The organism is Streptomyces sp. NPDC002853 (genome assembly GCF_053591915.1).
Genome location: NZ_JBSFUS010000001.1, coordinates 111,604 through 128,835, shown reverse-complemented (window position 1 = coordinate 128,835; position 17,232 = coordinate 111,604). Strand labels below are relative to the sequence as shown.

Annotated in this window: 17 protein-coding genes and 1 riboswitch; of the genes, 10 read left to right on the top strand and 7 right to left on the bottom strand. The window is 70.7% G+C overall.

From position 1 onward, the window contains the following. The first annotated feature begins 46 nt into the window (after nt 1-46). The 3 genes from ACWD02_RS00605 to ACWD02_RS00595 all read left to right on the top strand — a co-directional run bounded on the left by ACWD02_RS00605 (nt 47) and on the right by ACWD02_RS00595 (nt 2,903). The gene (locus tag ACWD02_RS00605; protein WP_361045748.1) at nt 47-352 is read left to right on the top strand and encodes a hypothetical protein; all 306 of its coding nucleotides are present in this window, start codon (nt 47-49) and stop codon (nt 350-352) included. A 70-nt stretch (nt 353-422) separates the two neighbouring features. After that, complete coding sequence (locus ACWD02_RS00600) at nt 423-1,343, top strand: alpha/beta hydrolase family protein (RefSeq protein WP_451202924.1); 921 nt, start codon at nt 423-425, stop codon at nt 1,341-1,343. Between the two features lie 138 nt (nt 1,344-1,481). After that, nucleotides 1,482-2,903, top strand: coding sequence for a DUF2252 domain-containing protein (locus ACWD02_RS00595; protein WP_451202923.1), 1,422 nt, complete (start codon nt 1,482-1,484; stop codon nt 2,901-2,903). On the opposite strand, the gene ACWD02_RS00590 is transcribed toward ACWD02_RS00595, so the two are convergent. After that, the gene (locus tag ACWD02_RS00590; protein WP_451202921.1) at nt 2,900-4,042 is read right to left on the bottom strand and encodes a haloacid dehalogenase-like hydrolase; all 1,143 of its coding nucleotides are present in this window, start codon (nt 4,040-4,042) and stop codon (nt 2,900-2,902) included. The two genes, ACWD02_RS00595 and ACWD02_RS00590, sit on opposite strands and share 4 nt — an antisense overlap. 195 nt (nt 4,043-4,237) lie before the next feature. Between ACWD02_RS00590 and ACWD02_RS00585 the strand changes: the two genes are divergently transcribed. From ACWD02_RS00585 to ACWD02_RS00565, 5 genes are all read left to right on the top strand, one after another. Then, on the top strand, nt 4,238-5,104 hold the full coding sequence (locus ACWD02_RS00585; protein ID WP_451202919.1) for a helix-turn-helix domain-containing protein: 867 nt from the start codon (nt 4,238-4,240) through the stop codon (nt 5,102-5,104). 5 nt (nt 5,105-5,109) lie between these two features. Further along, a complete protein-coding gene (locus ACWD02_RS00580) occupies nt 5,110-5,562 on the top strand; it encodes a VOC family protein (RefSeq protein ID WP_451202917.1) in 453 nt (150 codons plus the stop codon). 7 nt (nt 5,563-5,569) lie between these two features. Then, nucleotides 5,570-5,755: riboswitch (cobalamin riboswitch) on the top strand. A 66-nt stretch (nt 5,756-5,821) separates the two neighbouring features. Beyond that, a complete protein-coding gene (locus ACWD02_RS00575; protein WP_451202915.1) occupies nt 5,822-6,880 on the top strand; it encodes an ABC transporter substrate-binding protein in 1,059 nt (352 codons plus the stop codon). Continuing rightward, nucleotides 6,877-7,917, top strand: coding sequence for a FecCD family ABC transporter permease (locus ACWD02_RS00570; protein WP_451202912.1), 1,041 nt, complete (start codon nt 6,877-6,879; stop codon nt 7,915-7,917). Before ACWD02_RS00575 ends, ACWD02_RS00570 begins: the two co-directional genes overlap by 4 nt. Continuing rightward, nucleotides 7,914-8,723, top strand: a complete 810-nt coding sequence (locus ACWD02_RS00565) for an ABC transporter ATP-binding protein (protein ID WP_451202910.1) — start codon at nt 7,914-7,916, stop codon at nt 8,721-8,723. The genes ACWD02_RS00570 and ACWD02_RS00565 overlap by 4 nt, the downstream gene beginning before the upstream one ends. A gap of 17 nt (nt 8,724-8,740) precedes the next feature. Here the strand turns inward: ACWD02_RS00565 and ACWD02_RS00560 are convergent, their stop codons facing one another. Both ACWD02_RS00560 and glnA read right to left on the bottom strand, forming a co-directional pair. Next, the gene (locus ACWD02_RS00560; RefSeq protein ID WP_451202908.1) at nt 8,741-10,045 is read right to left on the bottom strand and encodes a hypothetical protein; all 1,305 of its coding nucleotides are present in this window, start codon (nt 10,043-10,045) and stop codon (nt 8,741-8,743) included. 170 nt (nt 10,046-10,215) lie between these two features. Continuing rightward, nucleotides 10,216-11,625: a type I glutamate--ammonia ligase gene (gene glnA, locus ACWD02_RS00555; protein ID WP_451202905.1), complete on the bottom strand. Its 1,410-nt coding sequence runs from the start codon at nt 11,623-11,625 to the stop codon at nt 10,216-10,218. 218 nt (nt 11,626-11,843) lie between these two features. On the opposite strand from glnA, the gene ACWD02_RS00550 reads away from it, so the two are divergent. Beyond that, entirely contained in the window at nt 11,844-12,311 is a 468-nt protein-coding gene (locus ACWD02_RS00550) for an RDD family protein (protein ID WP_365822917.1), read from the top strand. Nucleotides 12,312-12,397: 86 nt separating this feature from the next. Here ACWD02_RS00550 and ACWD02_RS00545 read toward each other — a convergent pair whose 3' ends face one another. The 4 genes from ACWD02_RS00545 to lipB all read right to left on the bottom strand — a co-directional run bounded on the left by ACWD02_RS00545 (nt 12,398) and on the right by lipB (nt 15,545). Beyond that, nucleotides 12,398-13,099 carry a DUF4191 domain-containing protein gene (locus tag ACWD02_RS00545; RefSeq protein WP_451202902.1) on the bottom strand — a complete coding sequence of 234 codons (702 nt, stop codon included), beginning with the start codon at nt 13,097-13,099 and terminating at the stop codon, nt 12,398-12,400. A gap of 30 nt (nt 13,100-13,129) precedes the next feature. Continuing rightward, nucleotides 13,130-13,333, bottom strand: a complete 204-nt coding sequence (locus ACWD02_RS00540) for an SCO2195 family GlnR-regulated protein (RefSeq protein WP_363208335.1) — start codon at nt 13,331-13,333, stop codon at nt 13,130-13,132. A 261-nt stretch (nt 13,334-13,594) separates the two neighbouring features. Next, nucleotides 13,595-14,560, bottom strand: a complete 966-nt coding sequence (locus tag ACWD02_RS00535; protein WP_451202900.1) for a lipoyl synthase — start codon at nt 14,558-14,560, stop codon at nt 13,595-13,597. Nucleotides 14,561-14,696: 136 nt separating this feature from the next. Next, nucleotides 14,697-15,545 (bottom strand): lipoyl(octanoyl) transferase LipB, encoded by an 849-nt coding sequence (lipB, locus tag ACWD02_RS00530; protein ID WP_451202898.1) that lies wholly within the window; start codon nt 15,543-15,545, stop codon nt 14,697-14,699. A gap of 220 nt (nt 15,546-15,765) precedes the next feature. Between lipB and ACWD02_RS00525 the strand changes: the two genes are divergently transcribed. Beyond that, nucleotides 15,766-17,211, top strand: a complete 1,446-nt coding sequence (locus ACWD02_RS00525) for a regulator (RefSeq protein ID WP_451202897.1) — start codon at nt 15,766-15,768, stop codon at nt 17,209-17,211. Nucleotides 17,212-17,232 lie beyond the last annotated feature (21 nt).

Sequence of the window (17,232 nt, the reverse complement as noted above, 5' to 3'; positions counted from 1 at the left end):
TTCGAGGGTTCCCGACGGGGGTCCTGATCGCGACAGGAGGATGCCTGTGCCCGCTGCCGCACTCACATCGAAGTCGAAGCGCAACGCTTCCCGGCCCGTGTTCATCGACCCGACGTACGCACCACTGGAGAAGCGACCGCTCCCGGCCGGACGGCCGCGCGAGTGGTACATCACGCACAACCGGCGCCTGAAGGCCATGCGCCTGGCGATAGCCCTGCTCGACTCCGGCGTCTATCTGGCGAACCAAGCGAACAACACCAGGATCCGGAGCATGGCGGAGGACGTGGGAATCCACCCGCCGTCGGACATCACCTGCCACATGGTGCGCGCCCTGATGCGGTACAGCCGCTGAACGGACGCGCGCGTCGTACGGGCGGGGGCCCAAGGGGCCGCCGCCCGTGGGCGTGGTTCATGCTGTCCGCATGACTCAGCCGGAATCCGCCCCCGCCCAGCAGGAGCCCGCGGACGAGCTGCCGCTGCTCGTCACCGCCCAACTTCCTGACGGGGCACGGTTTCCCGTCCGCGGCCTGCGCGGGAGCGAGGCGGCCCCCCGCCCCGCGCCGGCCGTCCTGATCCTCCCGGCCATGGGCACCCCCGCCCGCTACTACCGCGCGTTCGCACGCCAGTTGAACGCCGAAGGGCTCACCGCCCTGAGCGTGGACATGCGCGGGCAGGGGGAGAGCACCCCGCGCGTGACGGACCCGGACGCCCTTGACCACGGATACGGCACGATCGTGGAGCAGGACCTCGTCGCGGTCCTCGAAGCGATACGCGCCGAACTGGGCCCCGAGCCACCGCTGTACCTCATCGGCCACAGCATGGGCGGACAACTGGGCTTGGTGCACGCCGCGTTGGGGATCGGCCCCGGCGTCGACGGAGTCGCCCTCGTCGCCTCGGGTTCCGTCTGGTTCCGGGCGTACGGCCCCCTGCGCGGACCCCTGCTGCTCATCGGCGAGCTGCTCACCGCGGCCACGTCGACGCTGCTCGGCAGGTGGCCGGGGACCCGGCTCGGCTTCGGCGGCAACCAGCCCAAGGGCGTCATGCGCGACTGGGCACGGCAGGGGCGTACGGGCCGCTACTCGTCCCCCGGCTCCCCGCACGACTACGAAGCGGCCCTGCGCACCCTCACGCTGCCCGTCCTCGCGGTCTCCGTCGAGGGGGACACCTGGGCCCCCGTGGCCGCCCTGGACCACCTCGTCGGCAAGGTGCCCGCGGCCCGCGTCACCCGCCTGCGGTACTCCGTGGCCGAGGCGGGCGCCCGCCTCGACCACTTCGTGTGGACGCGGGCCTCAGAAGCGCTGGCCAAGAGGGTGGCGGCATGGGCGGTGGCGGGCGGAAGCTGAGGTCCCGGCACAACCGGCACCCCTTGGACCCGGTCACCCGTTCGGCGTACCCGGCATGCGTACGCGCCCGAGGCGGCATTGGCTGCTCCTGAGGGGAGGCTGTTGCCGGGTGCCGCCGACGGAGAGGGGCGAGGGGCGATGACCACTCCGCAAGAGCGTGCCCGCCAGGGCAAGGCCGCCCGCAAGCGTGCCTCCCGCTCGTCGCACGGGGCGTGGATACCCTCCGCCGACCGCGCCGACCCGGTGGCCGTCCTGGAGCGGCAGGGCGCGGACCGCGTCCAGGATCTGCTGCCCATCCGCTACGCCCGCATGGCCGCCTCCCCGTTCTCCTTCCTGCGGGGCGCCGCCGCCGTCATGGCGGGAGACCTCACCGTCCAGTGGGACACCGGTCTGACGGTCCAACTGTGCGGCGACGCACACCTGTTGAACTTCGGCCTGTTCGCGTCACCGGAGCGCGCCCTGCTCTTCGACCTGAACGACTTCGACGAGACCTGCCCCGGCCCCTTCGAGTGGGACGTCAAACGGCTGGCCGCGAGCATCGCCGTGGCGTCCCGCGACAACGGCCACCCGCGGGGCGCGGCACGCGCGGCCTGCCTCGCGGCGGTGGCGGCGTACCGCACCTCCATGAGGCGTCTGGCCGGTCTCGGTGAACTGGCGGTGTGGTACGAACGGACCGACGCACACGACCTGTTGCCGCTCATCCGCTCCGCCGGTCACCGCAAGCGCGCGGCGACCGCCCTGGACCGCGCCCGCCGCCGCACGAGTCTTCAGGCGCTCGGCAAGCTGACCGAGAAGGTCGACGGAGCTCCCGGTGTCCGCCGCATCATCCACGATCCACCGCTCATCGAACCCGCGAGCCCCCCGGACCTCGCCGCGCTCCGCAAGATCTTCGGCGACTACCGCTCCACGCTCTCCGAGGAGCGCCGACTCCTCCTGGACCGCTACCACTTCGTGGACGCCGCGCGGAAGGTCGTCGGAGTGGGCAGCGTCGGCACCCGCTGCTACATCGTGCTCCTCGCCGGGCGCGACGCCGGTGACCCGCTCTTCCTCCAGATCAAGGAGGCGGTCCGCTCGGTCGTCGAGGAACACCTGCCGGCGGGCCCGTACGTCCACCCCGGCCACCGGGTGGTCGCGGGCCAGCGCCTCCTCCAGGCGGCCGGAGACATCTTCCTCGGCTGGATGACGGGCCCCCAGGGCCGTGCCTTCTACTGGCGCCAGCTGCGCGACATGAAGGGCTCGGCGGACGTCGAGTCCATGTCCCCGGCGGAACTGAGCTCCTACGCCCGCCTCTGCGGCACGGCCCTGGCCCGCGCCCACGCCCGCTCCGGCGACCGCATCGCCATCGCCGCCTACCTGGGCGGCGCCGACACCTTCGACCGGGCGATAGCGGACTTCGCGCTGCTGTACACCGCGCAGAACGCCCGGGACCACGCGGCGCTGACCGAGGCGATCTCCTCGGGCCTGATCGAGGCCGCGGGGCGGGAAGCCGGAGACGGAGGCTCCGATGGGGACGGAGGCGGGGATGGGGACGGAGCCGGGGACGGCGGCGCAGGCGCCTAGCGGATCTCGTCCGGGACCACCGTCAGCCACCGCTTGTCCGCGGTGACCTTCTGACCGAGCTCCCGCTGCCGGTCGGCGTTCTTCCGCTTCATCCCGTCCAGCTCCTTCATGTACGCGTCCTTGCGGTTGACCCAGACCCGCGCCCCGCCGTGCTCCACGTCCGCCGAGTGGAACAGCATCGGACCGTCGCTCTTGGGGGTGTCGCCCGCCACCAGGACGGGCTTCTTCCACTCGTCGATGTACGTGTTGATGGCCGCGGGCTTGCCCTGGTACCAGGTCAGGGGCGCCCACAGGTTCGGCGTCAGCTCATGTCCCGCGAGCTTCTTCTGGTCGAAGCGGCCCTCCGCGATCTCCTTGCGGGAACTGGTGACCTCGCCGGTCTTGCGGTTCTTGAGCTGCAGGCCGACGCCGATGACGTTCTCGGGCTTCACGGCGTAGCCGTACCTGGGGTCGGAGAGGACCATGCGCACCAGGTCCTCGCTGGCCGCGCTGACGACGTAGACCTCGATGCCGTGCCGCCGCAGCGACTTGTGGAGCTCCTGCATGCCGGTGAAGAACTCGGGCGGCTTCACCTCGGTCTTCGTCAGCTTCCCGTCCTCGTAGTACTCGGCGGGGATCGGCTCGTCGCGGGCGAGGAGTTCGTCGACGTACCCCTTGAGCTCCTTCAGCGTGAAGCCGGAGAAGATCTGCGCGACCCACGGGTAGCAGACCTGGTCGTCGACCTCGCAGAGCCTGTTGTAGTAGCTGTAGAGGCTCTCCTTGTGCTTCGCCGTGTCCTTGAAGGGGATGAGCTTCAGCGACGGGTCCATCGACTTGCGGGTCAGCACCCCCTTCATCTCCAGGAAGGGCAGGAGGGACTCCTCCAGGTCGTTGCGGTACGTCGTGTTGTCCGCGTCGAAGACGGCGTACGCGCCCTTGTCCTCGTTCTTCGCGATGACCTTGCCCAGCTTCTTCGCGACCGGCTTCGGCCAGTGCTTCAGCTCGGACGTCGCGGCCTTCGCCGCCCTCGCCGTCGTCGCGGAGGCGTCCGCGGCCGTCGCGTCCTTGCTCGGCCAGAGCGCCGTCCCCGCGAGAACGGCCGCGGTGAGCGCGCCCGCCGTGCCGATGACGGCCAGCTTGCCCTTTGCCTTTGATGCCATGGTTCCGTGCCCCCTGAGAGCGGTCTGCGCCCCGTCCGGAGCGGCGGGTCATCGTATGGGGTCGCACCACGGATTCCCATGATCGACATCACCGGACGGAACGGGCATGGGACCTCCGTACGGGGGTAGGGGAGACGGACGCCCACCGCGCTTTCGGGCCTGCTCCGGAGCGGCGCCCAGCGCATACTGGAAGGCATGGAGAGCGCCTCCCGGGAGTTCGTGCGGGCCGCCCCACGGCTCGACGGCATGGTGGTGTCCGCCGTCGGCTACCGCACGCGGGGCGAGATGCGCGGCCTGCACCGCGGCCTGCCGTCCCCGTACCTGACGCTGATCTTCTCCCTCGACGGCCCCGTCGTCACCGGCGCCACCCCCGAGCAGGCCGGCACCCGCGACGCCGTCCGCACGGACATCGTCCTCGGCGGCCTCCACCAGTCCCCGGCGTACGTCGTGCGGCCCGAGCACGAGGCGGGCATCCAGCTCGCCGTGCACCCGCTGGCCGCCCGCGCCCTGTTCGGCCTGCCGGCGGCGGAACTCGCCGGTGAGCTGGTGACGCCCGGCGCGGAGGTGATGGGGCGCCGCGCCGCCGAGCTGCGGGAGCTGCTGTGCGAGCAGGGCGGCTGGGAACAGCGGTTCGCCTCCCTGTCCGCCTACTTGAGGCAGCGCGCGGCCACCGACACCTCCGGCGGCTCCGTACGCCCCGAGGTCGGCGAGGCCTGGGCCTGGCTGGCCCGGCACCAGGGGGTGGGCACCCTGCGCGGGCTCTCCCGGCACGTCGCCCTCAGCGAACGCCGCCTCACCACCCTCTTCCGCGCCGAGACGGGCCTGAGCCCCAAGCAGGCAGGACGCCTGATGCGCTTCCAGCGCGCGCGGAACGCCGTCGTGCGCCCCGTCGCGGCGGGCGCGGCCCCCGACCTGGCCCGCGTCGCCGCGGAGTGCGGTTACTACGACCACTCCCACCTGGTGCGGGACTTCCGGCAGTACACCGGCGCGAGCCCCAGCGCCTGGCTGGCCGAAGAGTGCCGGAATATCCAAGCCGGGAGCCATGCCGGGGGCGAAGAGTAGGAGCCATGAACACCACCGAGAATCAGCAGAAGCAGCCCGGGACCGCCCCCGGCGGGCGCGCTCCCAGCGTCTGGCCGACCCTCCAGGCGAACGACGCCCCCGCCCTGATCGATTTCCTGGTCGGCACCGTCGGTTTCCTGCGCACCGTCGTCTACGAGGACGGCGGCAGCGTGGCCCACGCCGAGCTCGACTGGCCCGAGGGCGGAGCGATCATGCTCGGCTCGTACGACGACGGCGCCGGGGACTGGTGCCTGAAGCCGGGCACCTTCGGCACGTACGTCGTCACCGACCGGGTGGACGACCTCCACCAGCGGCTCAGCACCGCGGGCGTCGAGATCATCCGTGAGATCGAGGACAAGCCGTACGGCAGCCGGGAGTTCGCCATCGCCGACCCCGAGGGCAACAAATGGTCCTTCGGCACCTACCGCGGCGCACTGAGGCCCCAGCAGCCGTCCTGACCTCGCGTGATAGCTTGCGCACGCCAGTCAACCCACACCAGGGCCAGGGAATCCGGTGCGAATCCGGAACTGACGCGCAGCGGTGAGGGGGAACGGGCGGGGCCACGGCCACTGGGCGTCCACGGACGCCTGGGAAGGCGCCCCGCCCGGCCGATCCCCGAGTCCGAAGACCTGCTGGCACCTTCGTCCGCGCACCGGGCGGCGGAGGTGACGAAGCAGGCCAGGCTCCGCGTATGAGCCGTGAGACTCAAGGGATCTCGTGTCCTCCACCGCCCGTCGTGTACGTACGTCTGTTCTCCTCGCCACGGCCCTGGCCGTCACCCTGACCTCCTGCGGCGGTTCATCGGGAACCCCCGGCACGTCCACCGCGGACGACAAGGCCGCCGGTTACCCGCTGACCCTCACCTCCTGCGGCGAGAAGGCGGAGATCAAGGCGCCGCCGCGGCGAGCGGTCTCCCTCGACCAGGGCTCCACGGAGATCCTGCTCTCCCTCGGCCTCGCGGACCGCATGGCCGGCACCGGCACCTGGACGGACCCGGTGCTCAAGGGCCTGGAGAAGGACAACGCCAAGGTCGACCGGCTCGCCGACAGCTACCCCTCCTTCGAGAAGGTCCTCGCCCAGGAACCGGACCTCGTCACCGCCTCCTTCCTGGCGACGGTCAGCAAGGGCGGGGTCGCCGACCGCGCCAAGTTCGCCGAACTCGGCGTACCCGCCTATGTCTCGCCCTCCGACTGCGCGGGCAAGGACAACAGCGGCGACGGCGACGGCAAGCGCGTCAAGACGCTGACCATGGACACCGTCTACGGCGAAGTGCGCGACCTGGCCAGGGCCTTCGGGGTCGAGAAGCGCGGCGAACGCCTGATCGCGGAACTCAAGGGCCGGGTGGCGAAGGCCACGAAGACCGTCAAGAACGCTTCCGCGTCCGGCACTTCGCTCCTCTACTGGTTCGCCAACTCCGACGCCCCCTACATCGCGGGCTGCTGCGGGGCACCGGGCATCATCACGCGCGAACTGGGCGTGCAGAACGTCTTCGACGACACCCGCGAGGAGTGGCCCCAGATCAACTGGGAGACGGTGGCGGACCGGGACCCGGACGTCCTGGTGATCGGCGACCTCACCCGCAAGTCGCAGACGGCCGAGAGCGCGAAGAAGAAGATCGAGTTCCTGGAGTCCAACCCGGTCACCAAGAACCTGACCGCCGTGAAGAAGAAGCGGTACGTACTGCTGAGCGGCCAGGCCATGAACCCGACGATCCGCACGGTGGACGGCATCGAACAAGTCGCGGCCGCATTGCGCCAGTTCGGCCTCGACAAGTGAGGAAGGCCGCCCAGGGCCGCCTACGTTCCGCCCTGCTCTGGACGGCGGGCCTCGCCGCCCTCGCCCTCTCCGTGGCGCTGGCCGTCACCATCGGCCCCGCCGACATCTCCGTCCCCGACGTGTGGTCGGCGGTCGCGGCGCACCTCGGCTGGGGAGAGGCGAAGCTGACACCCATCCGGGACGGCATCGTCTGGAACCTGCGCATGCCGCGCACGCTCCTCGCGGCGGTCTGCGGCGCGGGCCTCGCGGTCTGCGGAACAGTCCTCCAGTCCCTCCTGCGCAACCCGCTCGCCGACCCCTTCGTGCTCGGCGTCTCCTCGGGGGCGTCCACGGGTGCCGTCGCGATCGTCGTCCTGGGGGTCGGCGGGGGAGTGGTGTCGGTCTCGGCGGGCGCCTTCGCCGGAGCCCTCGTCTCCTTCGCGCTCGTGCTGCTGCTCAGCCACACCCTGGGCGCGAGCGCCGACAGGGTGGTGCTCTCCGGGGTGGCGGCGATGCAGCTCTTCTCCTCGCTCACCTCGTTCGTGATCCTGACGTCGGGCGACGCGGAGACGACGCGGAGCGTCCTGTTCTGGCTGCTCGGCTCGTTGAGCGGGGTGGGCTGGACGGACGTCTCGCTGTGCGCGGCGGTGCTCCTCGTGGCCCTCGCCGTCTGCCTGACGCAGGCCCGCACCCTGGACGCGTTCGCGTTCGGCCAGGACGCGGCGGCGACACTGGGCGTCCACGTGGCGCGGGTCCGCCTGCTGCTGCTTTCCGTCACGGCCCTGCTCACGGCGGCACTGGTCAGCAGCGCGGGCGCCATCGGTTTCGTGGGCCTGGTGCTGCCGCACGCGGCCCGCGCCCTGGTCGGTTCCGGGCACGCGCGGCTGCTCCCGGTCACGGCGCTCGCGGGGGCGGTGTTCCTGGTCTGGGTGGACACGCTGGCCCGCACGGTCCTCGACCCCCAGGAGGTTCCCGTGGGGGTGGTGACGTCACTGATCGGCGTCCCGGCGTTCGTCCTGGTCCTCTACCGCACCAGGAAGACGGGCAGGACGACATGACCCCGCACACCGACCACGTCGACCACACCGACCACACCGACTCAGGCCTGCGGGCGGACAGGGTCACCAGAACAACCGCGGGCCACCTCATCATCGACGGAGTGACACTGGCCCCGCCCCCCGGAGCCACGGTCGGCCTGCTCGGCCCGAACGGCTCGGGCAAGTCAACGCTCCTCCGCATCCTGGCGGGCGTCCTGACCCCGACGTCAGGGGTGGTCACGCTGGACGGCGACCCGCTGCGGGACGTGGGCCGCCGCACGGTGGCGCGCAGGGTCGCGGTGGTGGACCAGGACGCCACGACGCAGGTCGAGCTGTCGGTGGAGGAGGTCGTGCGCCTCGGCCGCATCCCGCACCGCAGGGCGTGGTCCGCCCCGACAGCCCAGGACGACGAGGCGGTACGGGAGGCCCTGACCCGCACGGGCCTGTCCGACCGCGCAGCCCAGTCCTGGCACACACTCTCGGGCGGCGAACGCCAACGGGTCCAGATAGCAAGGGCGTTGGCCCAGACCCCCCGGGAGCTCCTCCTGGACGAACCCACCAACCACCTGGACATCCACCACCAACTGGACCTCCTGTCCCTGGTGGCGGACCTCCCCCTGACCAGCGTCATAGCCCTGCACGACCTGAACCTGGCGGCCATGTTCTGCGACCAGGTCCTGGTCCTGCGCGAGGGAGTGGCGCACGCGTCGGGCACACCGTCCGAGGTGATCACGGAGGAACTGATCGCGAAGGTGTACGGGGTGCGGGCGGAGGTCACGCGACACCCGACGGAAACGCACCCGTCGATCCGCTTTCTGCGCGCCTGAGCCCCCCGCCGTGCGTGTCAGCGGCCCCGGACGATCTGCTCGGCCCGGAGCCGGAGCTTGGCGTCGCCATCCTCCAACAGGGTCTCGGCTGCCCGCAGTTGACCGGGACCGCCCTGCGCGCAGAGCAGCCGGAAGGCGGCGACGCGGGTGGGCCGGGGCAGCTCGGGCCCGACACGGGCCATCAGCCACTCGGTGGGCAACTGCCGCGCGGAGGGCAACAGCGCCGTGCAGGCCTCGCGGGCGACGGCGGACGCGGGGTCGTCCAGGAGCGGCCGCAGCCGCTCGGTGGCCGCGACGTCGAGCACCCGCAGCCCGGCCACGGCACGCGCCCGTACCGCGGACACCGGATGCCCGAGAAGCGACAGCAGCAACCCGGCGTCCGCACGCGCACCGCACTCGCCGAGACCGACGGCCGCACCGGGCGGCAGAGCGAGATCATCGGGCTCGGCACACCACTCCCGGTAGAGCGGCAACGGATCGACCCCGGCCTGCTTCAGCACGTAACGGGCGCAGGCCCGCACGAGCGCCGACCGGTCGACGAGATACGACCGGGCCTCCTGCGCCCGCCCCACGCGCCGCAGAGCGGTGACCCCCGCGGACCGGACACGGGGGCTGCGCGCCCCGAGCAGGGGCGAGACGACGAGGTCGTACGCCCGCTCACCCATGCCCATGCCCATGCTCAAGCCCGCGAGCGCGGCGTCGGCGCAGAGGTTCTGCACGACGACATCGGCGTCGAGGGCGGCGGTACGGGCCAGCTCCGCGGCCGACAGGACGTGCTCGTCGACGGCGATCCGATGAGCGAAGCGGCGTACTCCGGGGTCCTCGTGGCCGAGCAACGGCACGAGCCGTGCGCGGCCCGCCGCCCCGCTCAAGATCTCCCGCAGCAGCCCGACACCGAAGACCCCGCGATCCCGGCGCCCCACCCGCAACAACACGGGCGCGAGCGCCGCCAGCTCCCCGGCACCGAGCCGGGGCAGCGCCTCACGCACCATGCCGCGCGCCTTCTCCCGTACGGGCGCGGCCCAGTCGGCACAGCGAATGACGACCAGCGGCAAGAGCACCGGATACGCCGCGGCCCGCCGCAACGCGGCCTCGCGCACCCGCCCGTCGCCGGCACACAGATCGAGGGCGGTCCGACTCTCACCGGCCTCCAGCTCGTCCCACCGCGCATACATGTCGCGCACGTCGACATCGAACGCGATCCAGGCGGAAGGCTCCGAGACATCAAGCACGTCCCGCAAGGAAGCCCCACGGACCACCCGCAGCAGCTCGACCTCCCTGCCCCCGTCGAACCAACTCATCCCCACCGCGCCCCCACTCATCGCACCCCCTGAGAGGGCGATCGTAGGCCGCACCCCTGGCCCGCGGCGCAGGCGGTGGGCGGCGCCGCGACACGAGAACGAGCGAGGCCGCCACCCCGATGGGGAGTGGCGGCCTCACTGGTGCCGACGCTACGGCAGAGAACTACGGGTGGCGTGCACCCGCGGCTTCTCTAGATGTCGAAGTACAGCTCGAACTCGTGCGGGTGCGGGCGCAGCTGGATCGGGGCGATCTCGTTCGTCCGCTTGTAGTCGATCCACGTCTCGATCAGGTCGGACGTGAAGACGCCGCCCGCCTGCAGGTACTCGTTGTCCGCCTCCAGGGCGTCGAGGACCGCGGGGAGGGAGGTCGGGACCTGGGCGACGCCCGCGTGCTCCTCGGGAGCCAGCTCGTAGAGGTCCTTGTCGATCGGCTCCGGCGGCTCGATCTTGTTCTTGACGCCGTCGAGGCCGGCCATCAGGAGCGCCGAGAACGCCAGGTACGGGTTCGAGGACGGGTCCGGCGCGCGGAACTCGACGCGCTTGGCCTTCGGGTTCGAGCCCGTGATCGGGATACGCATGGCGGCCGAGCGGTTGCGCTGCGAGTACACCATGTTGACCGGCGCCTCGAAGCCCGGGACCAGGCGGTGGTACGAGTTCACCGTCGGGTTCGTGAAGGCGAGCAGCGAGGGGGCGTGCTTGAGGATGCCGCCGATGTAGTAGCGGGCGGTGTCCGACAGGCCCGCGTAACCCTGCTCGTCGTAGAAGAGCGGGTCGCCGTTGGCCCACAGCGACTGGTGGACGTGCATGCCCGAGCCGTTGTCACCGAAGATCGGCTTCGGCATGAAGGTCGCGGTCTTCTGGTTGCGCCAGGCGACGTTCTTCACGATGTACTTGAAGAGCATCAGGTCGTCGGCCGCGGCGAGCAGCGTGTTGAACTTGTAGTTGATCTCCGCCTGGCCGGCCGTGCCGACCTCGTGGTGCTGGCGCTCGACCTGGAGGCCGTTCTTGTCCAGCTCCAGGGAGATCTCGGCACGCAGGTCGGCGAAGTGGTCCACCGGCGGGGCCGGGAAGTAGCCGCCCTTGTAGCGGACCTTGTAGCCGCGGTTGTTCTCGACCGCACCGGTGTTCCAGGCGCCGGCCTCGGAGTCGATGTGGTAGAAGCTCTCGTTCGCCGACGTCTGGAAGCGGACGTTGTCGAAGACGTAGAACTCGGCCTCGGGGCCGAAGTACGCGGTGTCCGCGATGCCGGTGGACGCGAGGTAGGCCTCGGCCTTCTTGGCGATGTTGCGCGGGTCACGGCTGTACTGCTCGCCCGTGATCGGGTCGTGGATGAAGAAGTTGATGTTGATGGTCTTGTCGCGGCGGAAGGGGTCGACCCGGGCGGTCGACAGGTCCGCGCGCAGCGCCATGTCCGACTCGTGGATGGCCTGGAAGCCGCGGATCGACGATCCGTCGAAGGCCAGCTCCTCGTTCGGGTCGAACGCCGCTGCCGGGATCGTGAAGTGCTGCATCACTCCGGGCAGGTCGCAGAACCGGACATCTACGAACTTCACGTCCTCGTCCGCGATGAACTTCTTTGCGTCGTCGGCGTTCTGGAACATCCAACTCCTCCTACTCCCGACCCCCAGGCGGGGACGGGGTTGCAGCTCGTTGTGCGGCCAGTGCGGTGGCACACGCTGGGACCCGACCATAGGGACGGGGGATTTCTCAAGCATGACCCATTTGTTTCGCGGAAGTTAACCGAGGCGGGTTCACGCCGGGTGGCATTCGCCCTACCCCGCCCGTCCTCGTACGAAATCGGGCGCAGTACCGTGGACGGGTGGACAACAGGCAAGCAATCGGATCGTGGCTCTCCGGCCCTCGTGCGGCGGCAGAGGACGCGGGTGTCGACTTCGGGTATCGGGGCGAGCAGCTCGGCCTGCCGGAGGAGGGGCCGGGATCGATCGCGCGTCCCGGACGGCGGATGGGCGCCATCGTCGTCGACTGGGCCCTGTGCATGCTCATCGCATACGGCCTGTTCGCTCGCGGTGACCAGCAGGCGATGGGCAACTGGGCCCTCGGCATCTTCTTCGTCATGACCGTCCTGACGGTCGGCACGGTCGGCTGCACCCCCGGCAAGGCCCTCTTCAGGCTGCGCGTCATCGCCGAGGGCGGCGGCCGGCTCGGCTTCGTCCGCGTCCTCATCCGCAGTGTGCTGCTCTGCGTCGCCGTCCCGGCCCTGATCTGGGACCGCGACGGCCGCGGCCTCCACGACCGCCTCGGCCGCGCCGTCCAGGTGCGCATCTGACAGCCGCGAACGACACGGCGAAGGCCCCGGAACCGATCGGTTCCGGGGCCTTCGCCGTACGTAGAGACAGACGGTAGAGGCGGGAATTACCGCATCTTCGGTCCACCGCGAGGCATCCGCATGCCCTTCGGCATCGGCCCCTTCGGCAACGGCATGTTGCTCATGAGGTCGCCCATCGCGCGCAGTCGGTCGTTCGTCGCCGTGACCTGCGGGCCCTGGAGGACGCGGGGCAGCTTCAGAAGCGTCGTACGCAGCTTCTTCAGCGGGACCTGGCCCTCGCCGGTGCCGACGATGACGTCATGGACCGGGACGTCCGAGACGACGCGCGCCATCCGCCGCTTCTCGGCGGCCAGCAGGCTCTTCACCCGGTTCGGGTTGCCCTCGGCGACGAGCACGATGCCCGCCTTGCCGACCGTGCGGTGCACGACGTCCTGGCTGCGGTTCATCGCCACCGCCGGAGTCGTCGTCCAGCCACGGCCGATCTTGTCGAGCACCGCGGCCGCCGCACCGGGCTGGCCCTCCATCTGCCCGAAGGCGGCACGCTCGGCCCTGCGCCCGAAGACGATCGCCATCGCGAGGAAGGCGAGCACGAAGCCGAGAATGCCGAGATAGATCGGGTGACCGATCAAGAAGCCGATTCCGAGGAAGACACCAAAGGTGACGATTCCCACAGCCGCGATGATGAGACCGATCCGCGGATCGGCCCTGCGGGTCATCTTGTAGGTCTGAGCGATCTGCTTGAGTCGCCCGGGGTTCGCGGCGTCCGCCGCGGTTGCCTTCCTCGCCATGCCGTGAAGTCTACGTGTCCCTGGAGGTGACTACGACGTGCGGGTTGTCATCGCCTCTTCGAGCACACGCAGCGCCTCGGCCCGGTCCTTGGCGCGGCGCCGGTCGTCGAGCACGGACGTCCAGGCGTTGCGGCGAGCGGTGCGCTGACCGCTGCTCATGAGAATCGACTCGACGGCACGCAGTGCGTCGGTGACGGACGGGATCGCGGTGGCGCGTACGGGCGCGGCCTGCATGGTGGGGCCCTCCTGGGGCTGTGGGTAGGGCTGTACGTGGGGTAATTCCAGGGTCACTGATTGGTGTTACCAGGGCGTGACCGACCGGTCAAACACGGATGAAGCCTTGACGCCGGACCGCAAAACACTGACGCGGCCGCTGCGGTCCCCCTCACCTGCGGGGACCGCAGCGGCCGCGTCATCTCGGCCACTACTCGTCAGTAGTCGCTTGTGCGGCGATTCACACAGTCGGTCGCCGCCCGAGCAACCGCCCCGGAGGGATCACACCGCCTGCGAGGCCACGTACGCCCCGCGCTTCTCGATCGCCATCTGGTAGAGACGCCCCGCACGGTACGAGGAGCGGACCAGCGGCCCGGACATGACGCCGGAGAAGCCGATCTCCTCGGCCTCCTCCTTCAGCTCCACGAACTCCTGCGGCTTGGCCCAGCGCTCCACGGGGTGGTGGCGCGGCGTCGGGCGCAGGTACTGCGTGATCGTGATGAGCTCGCAGCCCGCCTCGTGCAGCGCGTGCAGCGCCTCGCTGATCTCCTCGCGCTCCTCGCCCATGCCGAGGATGAGGTTCGACTTGGTGACCAGACCGGCCTCGCGGGCGCGGGTGATGACCTCAAGGGACCGCTCGAAGCGGAAGCCGGGGCGGATCCGCTTGAAGATGCGCGGCACCGTCTCGACGTTGTGCCCGAGGACCTCGGGGCGCGAGGAGAAGACCTCGGCCAGCTGGTCGGGGTCGGCGTTGAAGTCGGGGATGAGGAGCTCGACCTTGGTCTTGCCCTCGGCGCGCTCGGCCGTCATCGCGTGGATCTGGCGCACGGTCTCCGCGTACAGCCAGGCGCCGCCGTCGTCCAAGTCGTCGCGGGCGACGCCGGTGATCGTGGCGTAGTTCAGGTCCATCGTGACGACGGACTCACCGACGCGGCGGGGCTCGTCGCGGTCGAGGGCCTGCGGCTTGCCCGTGTCGATCTGGCAGAAGTCGCAGCGCCGGGTGCACTGGTCGCCGCCGATGAGGAAGGTGGCCTCGCGGTCTTCCCAGCACTCGTAGATGTTGGGACAGCCCGCTTCCTGGCAGACCGTGTGCAGGCCCTCGCTCTTCACGAGGTTCTGCATCTTCGTGTACTCGGGGCCCATTTTCGCCCGGGTCTTGATCCACTCGGGCTTGCGCTCGATCGGGGTCTGGGCGTTCCGGACCTCGAGGCGCAGCATCTTGCGTCCGTCCGGTGCGACTGCGGACACATCGGCTCCCTGTAGCTTCGATTCTTCGGCGCACACCAGGGTACGCCCGTGATGTCATTGGGCTGACGTCCGGCCAACCTCCGGCCGGCGGGGTGCATTCCCCGAGGGCCCGCGTGGGCCCGGCCGTACCGGCTTTCTAGGCGGTCGCCTTCTCGGTTTCCGGGCTCTCAACCGTCTGCCCGGCGGTCTGTCCGGCGGTCTTCTCCACGGCCCGCGGCTTGAGCTCCGCGTTCTCCAGGACGTCCCGCAGGTGCTTCTCGGCGACGGGCAGGATCTCGGCGATCGTGACCTCGCGGCCCAGCTCGTACGAGAGTGACGTCACGCCCGCGTCGCGGATGCCGCACGGGATGATCTTGTCGAACCAGGTGTTGTCCGGGTTCACGTTCAGCGCGAAGCCGTGCATCGTCACGCCCTTGGCGACGCGGATGCCGATGGCCGCGATCTTGCGGTCCTCGCGGCGCTGGCCCGCGTTGGAAGGGGCGTACTCCGGGCCGTTGAACCGGGCGTCGAACTCGTCGTCCTGCGTCCGGGGGTCGAGGTCGAGGGTCAGGCCGCCCAGCGCCGGACGCTCGTCCACGGGGTCACCCAGGACCCATACGCCACTGCGGCCCTCGACGCGGGACGTCTCCAGGCCGAATTCCGCACACGTACGGATAAGCGCCTCTTCCAAACGGCGCACATGTGCTACGACGTCCACCGGGCGCGGCAGCTTCTGGATCGGGTAGCCCACGAGCTGTCCGGGGCCGTGCCAGGTGATCTTGCCGCCGCGGTCCACGTCGATGACGGGGGTGCCGTCCAGCGGACGCTCGCTGTCCTCGGTGCGGCGGCCCGCGGTGTAGACCGGCAGGTGCTCGAGCAGCAGACACGTGTCGGGCAGTTCGTCGGCGAAGCGGGCGGCGTGCACGCGGCGCTGCTCGTCCCAGGCATCTTGGTACTCGACCGAATCCGGGCCGAAGCCCAACCGGACGAACCGAAACTCACTCACGGCAAGTGCCTCCCTAGAACCTGCACCGTGCACATATCGCGCCCCCAGCCACTGTACGGGCAGCGGATTCTCGTCAGTCGTCCGGTCAATCCTCACACGATCGGATGAATGCGGGTCGAAGGCCGCGATGAGGGCGGTGGGGGCCGCTACATTCACGCCGTTCACAGAGCCATAAGGGCTGCTCAAGGCAACGCCCGAAAGGCAGGAGACCGCACAGCTGATGACGGAACGACCTCCGCAGCGCACGCCAAACCGCCAGCTAGCCGCGCTCATCTCAGAAGCCGGTTTCTCCAATGCGGGCCTCGCGCGCCGCGTCGATCAGCTGGGCCTCGAGCACGGTCTCGACCTGCGGTACGACAAGACCTCGGTGACCCGCTGGCTGCGCGGGCAGCAGCCGCGCGGCACCACCCCCGCCCTGATCGCCGAGGTGTTCACCCGGCGGTTAGGGCGCCGCCTCTCCGCGCAGGATCTCGGTCTCGACGCCTGTGCGCCGGTGTACGCCGGTCTTGAGTTCGCGGCGAGCCCCGAAGAGGCGATCAACATCGTCGGCGGACTCTGGCGCAAGGACTCCGGAAGCCATGCCGAACTGCGGAAGATCGCGTTCACCCCGGCAGGCCTTGTCGTCCCCAGCAGGGACTGGCTGATCGGCCGCGCCGACGACCGGGTGAGCCGCGGCGACTACGCGCCGAGCGCCGCCCGCGTCCCCACGCAGGGCCGGCCCGCCATACCGCGCCAGCGCAAGGAACCCGAGCGGGGCGCCGGAGCCAGGGTGACCAGCGGCGACATCTCCGCCCTGCGCTCCGTGGGCGAGCTCTTCCGGGCGCTCGACCACGCGTACGGCGGCGGGCACGCCCGGCAGGCGCTCGTGCGCTATCTGGAGCACGAGGCCGAGCCGATGCTGCGCGGCACGTACGGCGAACAGGCCGGGCGGCGGCTCTTCGCGGCCGCCGCCGACCTCACCCGCCTCGCGGGCTGGACCTCGTACGACATCGCGGCGCACGGCCTCGCCCAGCGCTACTACGTCCAGGCGCTGCGCCTGTCGCAGGCGGCGGGCGACCGTGCGTACGGCTCGTACGTCCTGGTCACCATGAGCCGCCAGGCCGTCTACCTCGGGCACGGCAGAGAGGCCGTGCAGTTGGCGCGGGTGGCCCAGCAGGGCGTCGGGTCATCGGCGCCGCCCGTCGTGCAGGCCCTGCTGCACTCGGTCGAGGCGCGTGGGCACGGGGTGCTCGGCGAGGTGCGGGCGTGCACGGCGTCGATGGTGCGGGCCGAGCGCGCCCTGGAGACGTCGCGGCCGGGAGACGAGGTCCCCCACTGGGCGCGGTTCTTCGACGAGGCCCAGCTGGCGGACGAGTTCGGGCACTGCCACCGGGACCTCCAGCAGTACCGCGTGGCCGCCCAGCACGCGGAGCGCTCGCTCCAGCTGCGCGCCCCTGGGTACGCCCGCAGCCGCCTGTTCTGCCGGGTCGTGCTCGCTTCCTCGCGCCTGGCCCTCGGTGAGCTGGAGCAGGCCTGCCAGTTGGGCGCGGAAGCGGCGCAGGCGGCGGGCGAGATGCGGTCGGTGCGGGCCGTCGAGTACGTACGCGACTTCGAGCGGCGGCTCGAGCCGTACCGCGACGCCGCGGCGGTGCGCGGGTACCGCGACCGGGTGTCGGCGCTGGGCTGACATCCGGGGTGGTGCTGTAAG